Consider the following 12632-nt stretch of genomic DNA (forward strand, 5'->3'; position numbering starts at 1 on the left):
AAAATTTCCGCCTTTTTTTCTTTTTCATCTTTTCCAAAAAAGACGCCTTGAATAAGATATGGGACATCTCGATGGTCGGCATCGAGTGGAGGCTGGGTTCTAGAGGCTTGGCGGTAGGTTGATAGTGAGAAATAGAACAAGAACGCACAGAGTCTTGTGCGGTGCTCTTTCGGGAGCACTGTCCATTTTATTTTTATTTATACTGAGAATTTGATCTTGGTTCAGATTGAATGCTGACGGCGTGGATGAGGCATGCAAGTCGAACGGATTTGAGTGCAAACTCAAGTCAGTGGCGGAAGGGTTAGTAATGCACAGGTAACGTACCGTGACCCTGGGGATAACATTCAGAAATGGATGCTAATACCGAATGTCGTCAATCTTCGGCATCGTAGATTGATGAAAGCGGGGGATTCCGAGAGGAACCTTGCGGGACATGAGCGGCCTGTGTGGCATCAGCTTGTTGGTAAGGTAATGGCTTACCAAGGCTGAGACGCCTAGGCGGACTGGGAGGTCGATCGCCAACACTGGGACTGAGAACTGCCCAGACTCCTACGGGAGGCTGCAGTCGAGAATCTTTCGCAATGGGCGCAAGCCTGACGAAGCGACGCCGTGTGTGTGATGAAGGTTTTAGGATCGTAAAGCACTTTCGCCTGTGAGCAAGAATCGGCTTCTAATAAAGGTTGATTTTGAGAGTAGCAGGTAAAGAAGCGCCGGCCAACTACGTGCCAGCAGCTGCGGTAATACGTAGGGCGCAAGCATTAATCGGATTTATTGGGTGTAAAGGGTGCGTAGGCGGTTGAGCAAGTTGGATGTGAAATTCCGGAGTTCATCTTCGGACTGCATACAAAACTGCTTGACTAGAGTGTAAGAGGGGAAAGCGGAATTCCACAAGTAGCGGTGAAATGCGTAGATATGTGGAGGAACACCGGTGGCGAAGGCGGCTTTCTGGATTATTACTGACGCTGAGGCACGAAAGCATGGGGAGCAAACAGGATTAGATACCCTGGTAGTCCATGCCGTAAACGATGCACACTTGATGTAGTCGGTCTCAACCCCGGCTGTGTCGTAGCTAACGCGATAAGTGTGCCACCTGGGGAGTACGCTCGCAAGGGTGAAACTCAAAAGAATTGACGGGGACCCGCACAAGCAGTGGAGCATGTGGTTTAATTCGATGCAACGCGAAGAACCTTACCTGGGCTTGACATGCAGAGGATTGGGGCAGAAATGCTCAGTTCCGAAAGGATCTCTGCACAGGTGCTGCATGGCTGTCGTCAGCTCGTGCCGTGAGGTGTTGGGTTAAGTCCCGCAACGAGCGCAACCCTTATTTCTAATTGCCATCAGGTAAAGCTGGGCACTTTAGTGAGACTGCCTGAGTCGATCAGGAGGAAGGTGAGGATGACGTCAAGTCCGCATGGCCCTTATGTCCAGGGCTACACACGTGCTACAATGGCCAGTACAGAAGGTTGCGAAGTCGCAAGGCGTAGCTAATCCCCAAAACTGGTCTCAGTTCGGATTGCAGTCTGCAACTCGACTGCATGAAGTTGGAATTGCTAGTAATGGCGTGTCAGCAACAGCGCCGTGAATACGTTCCCGGGTCTTGTACACACCGCCCGTCACACCACGGGAGTTGCTCTCGCCCGAAGTCGCTGACCTAACCCGCAAGGGAGGGAGGTGCCGAAAGTGAGGGTGATGACTAGGGTGAAGTCGTAACAAGGTAATCCTACTGGAAGGTGGGGTTGGATCACCTCCTTAAAGGTTTGAAAACCGAAAGGTTGAATCCTTAGGTTGAGGCGAGACTCTGTTGTGTAACTTGTTCTATTTCTCACGATCGACCATTGAAATTAAAAGAAATCGAGTCAAGTTTCTGATCCGTAATTAAGATCAGCGCTTGAGAAATAATCTTCAAGATTATGGCGATAAAAGAAATTAAGGGTTGTAGGGGGATGCCTTGGCATCAACAGGCGATGAAGGACGTGTAAACCTGCGATAATCCTCGGCGAGCTGGAAGTAGCTTTGACCCGGGGGATTCCGAATGGGGAAACCCAGCAAGAGTAAAGTCTTGTTATCCTAATCTGAATAAATAGGATTAGGAAGCTATACCTGCTGAAGTGAAACATCTCAGTAAGCAGAGGAGTAGAAATCAACCGAGATTTCCTCAGTAGCGGCGAGCGAACGGGAAATAGCCCAAACCGAGGGATTTTCTTTCGGGGTTGTAGGACCGGCATAAGGATGTTGTTCTTCTTAGTTGAATAACCTGGAAAGGTTAACGAGACACGGTGATAGTCCGGTAGACGAAAAGAAGACAGCACAAGTTGGTATCCTGAGTAGGGCCGAGCACGTGAAACTCGGTCTGAATCTGGGGGGACCACCCTCCAAGGCTAAATACTAGTTGATGACCGATAGTGGACCAGTACCGCGAGGGAAAGGTGAAAAGAACCCCGGAAGGGGAGTGAAATAGAACCTGAAACCTGCAACCTATAAGCGGTCAGAGGCCTATCTTTCCTTATGGAAAGACGGCTGATGGCGTGCCTTTTGCATGATGAGCCAGCGAGTTACGTTGTGCGGCAAGGTTAAGGAGTAACGCTCCGGAGCCGAAGTGAAAGCGAGCATGAATAGTGCGTTTAGTCGTATGGCGTAGACACGAAGCCGAGTGATCTATTTATGACCAGGTTGAAGCAGGGGTAATTTCCTGTGGAGGACCGAACCAGTAGCTGTTGAAAAAGCTTTGGATGAGTTGTGAATAGGGGTGAAAGGCCAATCAAACTCGGGGATATCTTGTTCTCTCCGAAATAACTTTAGGGTTAGCCTTGTGTAGTGCAATCCGGGGGTAAAGCACTGAATCCACGCGGGGGCGTACTAGCTTACCAAAGGGAATCAAACTCTGAATACCGGATTTGTAGACCAGGAGATAGACTGTGGGGGATAAGCTTCATAGTCGAGAGGGGAACAGCCCAGATCGCCGACTAAGGCCCCAAATTTTGTACTAAGTGGGTAAGGAAGTGGAGTTTCAGAGACAGTTGGGATGTTGGCTTAGAAGCAGCCATCATTTAAAGAGTGCGTAGCAGCTCACCAATCGAGAGACTCTGCGCTGATAATATGCGGGACTAAAGTACAAAGCCGAAGTCGCGGGCCCTTTTCTAAGAAAAGGGCGGTAGGAGAGCGTAGTCTGTGCGCTGAAGGTGTACTGAAAGGAGCACTGGAGCGCAGACTAGTGAGAATGCATGGCATGAGTAAGCGATAAAGAGGGTGAGAATCCCTCTCGCCGTAAGCCCAAGGTTTCCAGGGTAAAGCTCGTCTTCCCTGGGTTAGTCGGGTCCTAAGTCGAGGCGGAAAACGCGTAGACGATGGGAAGCAGGTTAAATATTCCTGCACCACCTAAGAAGATAGCGATGGCATGACGGAGTGAGTGAAGCACGCGAACGATCGGAGGTTGTTCGTGGGGTAGTGGGCATGCTTGGTAGGTAAATCCGCCAAGCGCGAATTGCTGGCTACTCCCAAGGGGAAAGAAATGGAACCGAAGGTGTGGAAGGAGCTTCCAGGAAATAGTGTCTAGCTTTTGATGGTGTCCGTACCGCAAACCGACACAGGTGGGCGTGAAGAATATTCTCAGGCGCGCGAGAGAACCCTCGTTAAGGAACTCGGCAAATTGCCTCCGTAACTTCGGGAGAAGGAGGGCTTTTTCTGGTGATGGAAGAAACATCCTGAGCTGGGGGAAGTCGCAGAGAAATGGCCCAGGCGACTGTTTAACAAAAACACAGGACTATGCAAAGTCGTGAAGACTAGGTATATGGTCTGATGCCTGCCCAATGCCGAAAGGTCAAAGAGAGATGTTAGCTGCAAGGCGAAGCATTGAACCCAAGCCCCGGTGAATGGCGGCCGTAACTATAACGGTCCTAAGGTAGCAAAATCCCTTGTCGGGTAAGTTCCGACGCGCACGAATGGTATAACGATCTGGGCACTGTCTCAACGAGGGACTCGGTGAAATTGTAGTAGCGGTGAAGATGCCGTTTACCCGCCATAGGACGGAAAGACCCCATGAACCTTTACTGTACTCTGGTATGGTGTTTTGATAGATCATGTGTAGGATAGCCAGGAGGCTTTGAACTGCCCTCGTTAGGGGGCAGGGAGCCAACGTTGAAATACTGGTCTTGGTCTGTTGGGACTCTAACCCTCCTCAGTGAATCCTGAGAGGGGACAGTGCCAGACGGGCAGTTTTACTGGGGCGGTATCCTCCTAAAAAGTAACGGAGGAGTCCAAAGCTGACCTCATCGCGGTTGGTCATCGCGAGAAGAGCGCAAAGGTATAAGGTCAGTTGACTGCGAGACAGGCATGTCGAGCAGATGTGAAAGCAGGGCTTAGTGATCCGGCGATCGAATGTGGAATCGTCGTCGCTCAACGGATAAAAGGTACTCTGGGGATAACAGGCTTATCGTTGCTGAGAGTCCATATCGACGCAGCGGCCTGGCACCTCTATGTCGGCTCATCGCATCCTGGGGCTGGAGAAGGTCCCAAGGGTTTGGCTGTTCGCCAATTAAAGCGGTACGTGAGCTGGGTTCAAAACGTCGTGAGACAGTTTGGTCCCTATCCTTGGTGGGCGTTGGATACTTGAGAAGAGCTGCTCCTAGTACGAGAGGACCGGAGTGGACGAACCAATGGTTTATCGGTTGTACTGCCAAGTGCATTGCCGAGTAGCTACGTTCGGAAAGGATAAGCGTTGAAAGCATCTAAACGCCAAGCCTCCTTCAAGATTAGGTATCCCTATAGGCTCCTTGTAGATCACAAGGTTGATAGGTTGGGTGTGTAAGCACAGTGATGTGTTGAGCTGACCAATACTAATAGGCCGATAGACTTATTTCGCTGTTTGCTTGAAGATTATTTTCCTTGAGCGCTGGTCTTATCGGATTAGAGCATAGATTCGTTTTTTTTGTTGGTGATTATAGAGCGGGGGGTACACCTGATCCCTTTCCGAACTCAGAAGTTAAGTCCCGCATCGCCGATGGTACTGCACACGAGAGTGTGGGAGAGCAGGGTGTCGCCAACATTTTTCCGTCCGGGTTGCCGAGAGGCGTCCTGGGCGTTTTTTTTTGCGCTTTTACAATTTTACAAGATTTAATAAGAATTGTAAGGTGAAGGGGTATATAGTCGCCTTTACAAGTCCTCCTCTAGAGTTTTTTTGTTTTACATTGACATTTTACCTTTTTAGAAGTAGCTCTTGGGTCATTTTCGCTTTTTAAAGCTGGCTTATCTTTTTTTCCATAAATGTAGCTTTCTGCTTGCTGCTGACGGCTTATTTGTCTAAAATCCCCTGCAGAACCTTTGAAGCGGTTTTCTCGAGAAGGAGATATCTATGAGTAATCGTTCTATTTTTTTCAGATTGGGGTGCGTTGCGTTGCTCCTTGTTTCCTCACCCGTTCTGTTGGGGCAGAACAGAGGGCATCTTGATGGTGTTAGAGATAGCTCAGAAGAATACAGAAAGCTTTTTTCTACACTGTTAAACCCTAATGGGATTGACTTTGAACAATTCGGTGCTGATAGCAAAAAGATCTCTGTTATCGGAATGTTTTCCGATGAAAAAGTTTCTGGTTCCGAGCTTCAAGTAATGCACTGGATTGACTTTAAAGCGCCTCCAGAAGAGCTGCTGGAGGATTAATTTTACTTCGAGTGACAGCGAGAGTTGTTACTGTTAGTTGTTATTTGTTTCTAAAACGAAACTGTTGCTGTGGAGAAGAATGTCAGTTTTCGAGCCTTGTTAGCAAAGCTTGAGCTTTGATAAACCTTCGCCATTAGGCTACTTAATGGGTCATCTTTTAAGAGAGACACTTATGAGAAATCGTTTTTCTTTTTTTAGGCTAGGTTGTCTGGCCTTGCTGTGTGCTTCGTCACCTTTAATTCCTTCCGGAACGGAGCAGCCATCTCGCAGAGCTGCTTTGAGAGACGCTAACAAGTCATCTGAAGAGTACAGAAAGCTTTTTTCTACATTGCTAAATCCCAACGGAATTGATTTTGAGGAATTTGGAGAAGATAGTAAGGCGATCTCTGTTATCGGAATGTTTTCTGATGAAAAAATCTCTGGTGCCGAGCTTCAGGTTATGCATTGGATCAACTTTAACAGTTCCGAGGACTACGGGGAAAGGTGTGCAAGTGATCCCTTGGAAGTCGAGGCGCTCAAGGAAAGAGCCAAGGTTAAAAGACATGCCTTGCGGGAGCAAGTAGAGGAAGAGAGACTTCAAGTTCAAGATAGAGTTGCTACTCACAGGGAGCGTCTTGACAGGAACCTGAGGGAACAGACAGAGAACGAGTTGCGAGCTTTGAAAGAGAAGTCTAGGACCAAAGCGGAAGAGAAACTTCTAAAGGAGCAACAAGAAGACCTCAACCGCATGCTCGATCTAGAAAGAAGAATGCAGAAGCAGGAGGAAGAGGTACGTGCCATTGCTGAGCTAGAGACAAGACTAGAAAAGCAAGACCTTGAAAGAAGAAAGCAAATTCTCCTTGAAGGGAAATTGGACGAAAAGCTCAATGATCAAAGAGACCTATCTCAAAGAAGCAAAAGAAGGGTTAACGAGAGGCTTTCTCGAGAGGGAGGACTCCTCGAAGAAGAAGGCTTTTCTGATGACGATTTGCTCGAAAACAAAACAGAGCCTCTTTTCCAGGGTTCTCTCTGGAGAATCTCCCCAGGAAGTGGTGGATTTGAAGGCGACAAGTCTTCTGGAAGAAGAGCCGTTGGGCGATTTTCAGAGGAAGATTTGCCAAATACCAACTTCAGCTCCGAAGAAAAGTCTGTTATTTTGGAGTCCTTGGACAAGATTGAGAGAGCTCAATCCTTAAATAGGAGTCCACGTCTGAGAAACCTCCCCAAGGAAACTTCAGGTGTTTACCCTTACTGGGCAGCTGGGTCTCCAATGCTTGAAGGCGCTTTAGACAAGTGTAAGCCAGGAGATGAGTTTCTTGTTCTTGCCTTTAGAGCGCGAAATAATCAAGTCCCAAGAGAAATGATTATCAAGGACCTACAAAAATACGGCATCTCTCCCAAGATGATTCAACAAAGCGTCACTTTCGTTGAGTGTGAGAATTCTAAAAATGTTGATCGCAAGGTCGAGGATTTGCTCACCATGTCTGGCATCCACGATGGACCGGGTTACCTGGTTATCGAACTACCGGGTAAGATGACTAAATCTACAGCCAAAATTGTCAGAGCATGTCCTTTGCCCTTTGATAGAGAACTGCGCAGCAAGGTTCTCTCTTTCCGTGGGAAATAGGGATTTTCGAAGAAAAAAGGAAGACTGTTATGAGGTGGACAGGGTGCATATCGTGTGTCCCTCCTTTAAGAGGACTTCCAGGTTTTTCATAAGTAATTCTTCAGTTAGAGCGCCTTCTTCAGGGCGCTCTATCCTCTTACGAACTTTTGACGTAGAGGGGTTCAAGACCAATATTGTTGGGAGTCTGGTAACTTGTAGTCCTTCCAAAAGAAAGCTCTTTTCAGAACAAGAGGAGAGTAGACCTTGTTGCACCTCCATGGTGTAGAAGACAAAGCTTTTGGCCAATTTCCTTAATACACTTTCAGCAGCCCCGGTTAAAAAGTTTTCAATGACCATGTCTTGACTCGGATAGACAAAAGCTAAAACCCACTTCTGTTCCTCTTGAGCTGTTTTTGAAGCTAATTCCAGATTCGAGTGACAACGATCCTTGAGAGAGGTCATCGGGATGGAGTAGTGCATAATGGTTTTATTCTGAGACCAAGAGGGTATTGCCAGCAGAATGAAATAGAAAACAAAGAATTGACTCGCTCGCCCCACGCTCAACCTCCTTATCCGATTAAAGGTTAGCTAACGGATCTCTGTTTTATTTGTCATATCTTTTCAATGACAAGCCTCTGCGATGACTCTATTGAATAAACAAGCGGAATATCCTCCTATTTTTGTCAATTCTTGTCTTAGGAGCTGCCTCTGGGTCGGTATATGAATGGCGATAAAAATAGGGAAAAGAGAGTCTTCATTTTTTCTTGTCAATTTTGGATCGTGCACCAAGCAGTGGCTCCATCTAGCAAGAGTATGCATTTGCATAAGAGGCTCTAACTCTTTATCCGCCAAGTCTCTTTTCATCTGTCTTTCCACTTTTCTACAATAGGCACATCGCACAGGAAAAAGAGCGAGTAAAAGAATTGGCTGTTCCTCACTTAGACCTGCATCCAAAAATATCTCGGCAAGTTGAGCTTTTTCTTCTTGCCGCAAAAGGGAAAGATAATCCACACGGTATCCTCCGGTCCCCCGCTCAGTGAAGACACTTGAAAAAGCAGGAAACGAAGAGACAATCAGGAGCATGGTGAGGCTAATATCTCGAAGCATCTTTTTCCTATTGCAAAATTGAGGAATTGGCCAGAATGGGCCGGGTTTCTTTTTTCTGTATTTGGTCTCTTTAGCCATGATGTCACCAATATGGAATTTTTCCTATCTGGTTTGCTTCAATTAGATCCCTGGTTGTGGGGAGGGATTGGGGTCCCTTTCGTCTTGGGTACGGGAACTTATCTGTCTTTTCGCTCTCGTTTTATACAAATCAGGTTTTTGTCTTCTGGCCTGTTTGGTCTTTTTGCAAAAGATCGAACTTCTGTCTCCTCTTTTTTCGCTTCGGTCGGAGGCGCTGTTGGCATTGGCAATGTCATAGGTGTTTGCTCTATGTTAGCCTCAGTTGGTCCAGGAGCGGTTCTTTGGTTTTGGATTGGAGCCTTTTTTGGGATTCTCCTCAAATATGCAGAGGTTTACTTAGCCGTACGCTTTAAAGGGGAACAGAACGGAATGGTTTCTTATCTTTGCGTTGCTTTTCAGAAACACCCGTACGTACCCAAATTGGCATCCCTCCTTTCTTGTGTCTATGGCATTGAGATTTATCAATTCAATGTTGTCCGTGATTCTGTTTCAGAGGCATGGGGTATGCCCAAGTTGATCGTCTCTCTCTCTCTTCTTTTCTTCGTCTTCTTAGGTGTAAGGGGAGGCTTTCAAAGGGTAGGAAAAGTATCTTCGAAAATTCTACCTCCTTTACTACTTCTCTACTTTTTCATGTCTCTTTGCGTTCTCTTTGTTTTTCGATCTCATTTAGCCAATGTCTTCACAGAGATTCTTATTGGATTTTTTGATCCTTCCTCTGTGGCACCAGGCCTGGGGGCTAGTTCTTTATTGGCTGCTTCGCAAGGATTAGCGAAAGGCTGTTATGCAACCGACATTGGAACTGGGTACTCTGGAATGATTTACAGCTCTTCTCCCAGGAAAGAACCTTTTCAAATGGCGAAATTGGTCCTATTGGAACCGATTTTTGACGCTTTTGGGGTATGCACATTGAGCCTTTTACTTGTTCTGAGCACTGGTGTTTGGCGTGAGGGACTCTCTTCTGGGTTCCTTGTTCAGGCCTCCCTCGGAACCGTTTTTCCTTATTCCAAGCAAATTGTGTCTGTTTTACTCTCGCTTCTTGGCTACTCCACCATTACGGCCTTTCTGGCTACAGGTATTGAATCAGCAAAATTTTTGTCCCCTAGGAAAGGGGCGACATTGTATGGCTGTTTGGCAGCTTGCTTATGGGTGACATTTTCGTTTTTGGATGCCGAAATAGCATTTCTTTTCATGTCATTTTGTGGTTTTGGTCTGCTCATGATCAATGTGTTGGCCTTCGTTCGGTTACGAAACCATATTCAATTTTGTCACGAACACAAAGGGGTATAAAATTTGTTCTTGTGTCACACACTTACCCTTTTTAGGGTCGTTATTTCGCCTCTTTTTGTTTTTCTCTATCTTCGAAAAGTTTCCTCTTTTTTTCTTATTTCTTTAGCTGTTACTAATGAATTAACGGATTTTTTAGACGGTTTCTTAGCCAAAAAATGGCGTTGTAGCTCTCCTCTTGGAAAGCTTCTTGATCCGTTTTCTGATTCCTTTTGGCATCTCTCTGCTCTCTTCTCTTTCACCCAGGGGAGCCTACCCATCCCTTTATGGATTCCCCTTACTACCCTTTGGAGAGACCTATTTGTCTGTTTTTTAAGACAACTTTATGCCTTGGAGGGCATCCCTTTTCAAGCTCAGCACAATGCAAAAATAAAGAGTGCCCTCTGGGGCATTTCTATTATTTGTTTTCTTTTTGGCCTCGACCTAGTTAAACATAATTACATTTCTCCCTGCCTCTTTAAGAGGTATATCTATACGTTCTTTTCAGCAAACTGTTTGCTGTCATGGAATACTTTGATTAGTTATTATCTTGGCTCGCTGAATCTTTTTCGGCGGTTTTTTAAGGATTCGGGCTTATGATGAAATCATTCCTCTCTTCTTTATCTATTTTGGGCTTCTTTCAGCCTTTATTGGACTATGTTGTGCCAATGCGAGAAAAAGATCAGAAAGTTCTATTAGAAAGTCTTCAGCTTGGAGAGGGACTTGGGGTAGAACTTGGATCTCACCACCAGGTAAACCCTGCAACTTTTGATAAGATATTGAGTTTGTTGTCTAATGAGGAGTTTGCTTGTAAAGCAACCCCAGGAGGTGTCGGCTTTAATGCTTTAAGACATCTTTCCAAGGCAGGTGTTCAAGTCAGTGTGGGGAGCTTTCAGGGAACGCACAGTCTTTTCAGGGGGCTGGATAAGAGTTATAGATTTTTCTTCCGTGAACATTATCTTGATAGCACAACTCTTTCTCCTTCAAGGTGGGTTTGCCTTTACGACCCCGAGAAAAACTTTCGGAGCGAATTTGTTTCGATTGAGGCAGGGAGGGATTTTTCTAAATGTTTTATTTCTCTTCTTCCATCCTTCAAAAAGTATGATGTCGTTTTATTTGAAGGGTTTCTCCTTCCATTCCTAACATGTCGTCAGCTCATGCAGCGAGTTTGGGAAGAGGGTGTTCCTATTGGCTGCTGCTATAGCGGTGGCAACTTCGTTGAAAAATTCAAGGAAGAACACCTTGAAGTACTGCCCATGGTTTCTTTTTTGTCTATGAATTTAGACGAGGCGTACCACCTAACCGGAAAAAGAGATGTTTGTTCGGCCGCACATTCGTTGAGGAAGAAAATGGCACCTGGTGCCGTCGTTCTAGTTACCAACCAAGAGAAGGCTTTCTGTATCGCTGATCAGGACGGCTGCTTCGTCAGTAGTCCCTTGGATGTCCCTCAGGATAGAGTGGTCAATACGCTAGGTTGTGGAGATGCGGCTTTCAGCGGTCTTATTCTTGCTAAAAAGTGTCTGAATCTAGATAACAGGGAGGCAGCCGATGTAGTTGCTCAGATCGCAGGGTCTTGCTTGCTATCTAACACGTGTAACGTATCTGGGAAGGCTATCCGAAAAGCGATCAGGACGTACACCCCAGTCACCTTTAAAAAATAACGTCTCCTCCCTCGTTTATGCCTGGAACAATAGAGAATCCTCCTCTGTTGTTCCCCGCATAGGGGATTCTTCTTGTCCTCTTCTGGGTGTCAACCAGAGCCAAAAAGCATATCACTTTCTTTTAAAACTTACTGTAGGCTGCTTCTCAAGTAGCAAAGGAGGATCTTCTAGATGACTGAGTCGTCTCTTGCTTACTTATCTGTGATAGGCTTCTTTCTCCCCATTTACGATTGCTTCGTCCCCATGTCTCGTCAGGATCAACCTGCTTTCTTAGAGGAATATTTTAATGAAATAGACGTTCCTTTTCAGCTGAATTCTTACTACAAACTAGATTCAGATCAATTTGATCGTCTCCTCCAGAAGATAGAATCGAAAGAGATCCCTCATCATTTTTCTGTAGGCAGCATTCTTTTGAATGTCCTTCAACATTTAGCAAAAGCCGGCGTAAGCGTTGATATTGGAACGTCTCATGGTGCGGATAAAATTTACTCAGGTATAGAGTCCCTTTACGATTCGTTTTTCAAGAAAAAATTCTTCAAATTAACCTCCTTTCCACCCCCTAGGCTTATCTATCTTTACTCTGCCAACGACCATAACCCTGTTGTTTTTTTCACGACGCCCCATTCTGAAGGTCTCAGTGAAAGCTTTCCTGAACTCATTCCCTCTTTCTCTTGTTATAACTTGGTCTCTTTGGATGGTCACATTCTACCTTTTTCCTATGCTATTAACATCGTAGAACGCGCCCATAAAGAGGGCGTTCCTGTAGCTGTCAATTGTGGAAAGAAAGACTTTTTGAAGAAACACAAGGACCACTATTTGGCTATCCTTCCAATGGTTTCCATGTTTGCCTGCAACTTGGAGGAGGCTGAAGTTTTGACCGGTCTGTCTGATGTTGAAAGTTGCGCAATCGCCCTACAAAAGAAGATGATGCCCAAAGCCCGTGTTCTTGTAACTAATGAGTCGATGGATTTTTGCCTTGTTAAAGGGGAAACAGCCCATACTTACAAACCCGTCCCCTTTCCAGAAGACAAAATCGTTCACCCTATGGGATGTGGGGATGCAGCTGCTGCAGGTTTTTTTCTAAGTAATCTTCTTGAACTACCGGAACCTGTACAAGCAAACTTGATCGTTGACATGGGCTGTTCAATCCTTGAGTCTCCTACAACCGTTGTATCTACAGAAATCATCCGAAATCTTTTGATCAAGCATCAAATTCTGCGTAATTAACGGGTGTTCTACCTTCTTTTTGCAGCTTTTTTACTCGAAGTGCTCTTATTTTTTTCAAAAA

At 45.8% G+C, this 12632-nt stretch carries 8 protein-coding genes and 3 rRNA genes; 9 read left to right on the plus strand and 2 right to left on the minus strand.

Features of this window, described 5'->3' with window-relative positions; translation table 11 throughout:
• Window positions 1-198 precede the first annotated feature (198 nt).
• From HAT2_RS01580 to HAT2_RS01600, 5 genes are all read left to right on the plus strand, one after another.
• A 16S ribosomal RNA gene (locus tag HAT2_RS01580) occupies window positions 199-1752 on the plus strand.
• A 164-nt stretch (window positions 1753-1916) separates the two neighbouring features.
• Window positions 1917-4857, plus strand: a 23S ribosomal RNA gene (locus HAT2_RS01585).
• 69 nt (window positions 4858-4926) lie between these two features.
• Window positions 4927-5041: ribosomal RNA gene (gene rrf / locus HAT2_RS01590) — 5S ribosomal RNA — on the plus strand.
• The 16S, 23S and 5S rRNA genes sit together here, the layout of an rRNA operon.
• Window positions 5042-5347: 306 nt before the next feature.
• Complete coding sequence (locus tag HAT2_RS01595; protein ID WP_114544288.1) at window positions 5348-5650, plus strand: hypothetical protein; 303 nt, start codon at window positions 5348-5350, stop codon at window positions 5648-5650.
• Between the two features lie 172 nt (window positions 5651-5822).
• Window positions 5823-7256 carry a hypothetical protein gene (locus tag HAT2_RS01600; RefSeq protein WP_147267474.1) on the plus strand — a complete coding sequence of 478 codons (1434 nt, stop codon included), beginning with the start codon at window positions 5823-5825 and terminating at the stop codon, window positions 7254-7256.
• Between the two features lie 27 nt (window positions 7257-7283).
• Here the strand turns inward: HAT2_RS01600 and HAT2_RS01605 are convergent, their stop codons facing one another.
• Window positions 7284-7793 (minus strand): thioredoxin domain-containing protein, encoded by a 510-nt coding sequence (locus HAT2_RS01605; RefSeq protein WP_114544290.1) that lies wholly within the window; start codon window positions 7791-7793, stop codon window positions 7284-7286.
• Window positions 7794-7856: 63 nt separating this feature from the next.
• The gene (locus HAT2_RS01610; RefSeq protein ID WP_114544291.1) at window positions 7857-8342 is read right to left on the minus strand and encodes a hypothetical protein; all 486 of its coding nucleotides are present in this window, start codon (window positions 8340-8342) and stop codon (window positions 7857-7859) included.
• Window positions 8343-8360: 18 nt separating this feature from the next.
• Here HAT2_RS01610 and HAT2_RS01615 point away from each other — a divergent pair, with 18 nt between their 5' ends.
• From HAT2_RS01615 to HAT2_RS01630, 4 genes are all read left to right on the plus strand, one after another.
• On the plus strand, window positions 8361-9707 hold the full coding sequence (locus HAT2_RS01615) for an alanine:cation symporter family protein (RefSeq protein ID WP_114544292.1): 1347 nt from the start codon (window positions 8361-8363) through the stop codon (window positions 9705-9707).
• Between the two features lie 3 nt (window positions 9708-9710).
• Window positions 9711-10283 (plus strand): CDP-alcohol phosphatidyltransferase family protein, encoded by a 573-nt coding sequence (locus HAT2_RS01620; RefSeq protein WP_114544293.1) that lies wholly within the window; start codon window positions 9711-9713, stop codon window positions 10281-10283.
• Window positions 10280-11344, plus strand: a complete 1065-nt coding sequence (locus HAT2_RS01625) for a carbohydrate kinase family protein (protein WP_114544294.1) — start codon at window positions 10280-10282, stop codon at window positions 11342-11344. The genes HAT2_RS01620 and HAT2_RS01625 overlap by 4 nt, the downstream gene beginning before the upstream one ends.
• Window positions 11345-11515: 171 nt before the next feature.
• On the plus strand, window positions 11516-12571 hold the full coding sequence (locus HAT2_RS01630; protein WP_114544295.1) for a carbohydrate kinase family protein: 1056 nt from the start codon (window positions 11516-11518) through the stop codon (window positions 12569-12571).
• The last annotated feature ends 61 nt before the right edge of the window (window positions 12572-12632 follow it).

This window comes from Candidatus Similichlamydia laticola, from assembly GCF_003339615.1.
In the GTDB taxonomy this organism is placed as follows: Bacteria; Chlamydiota; Chlamydiia; order Chlamydiales; family Parilichlamydiaceae; genus Similichlamydia; species Similichlamydia laticola.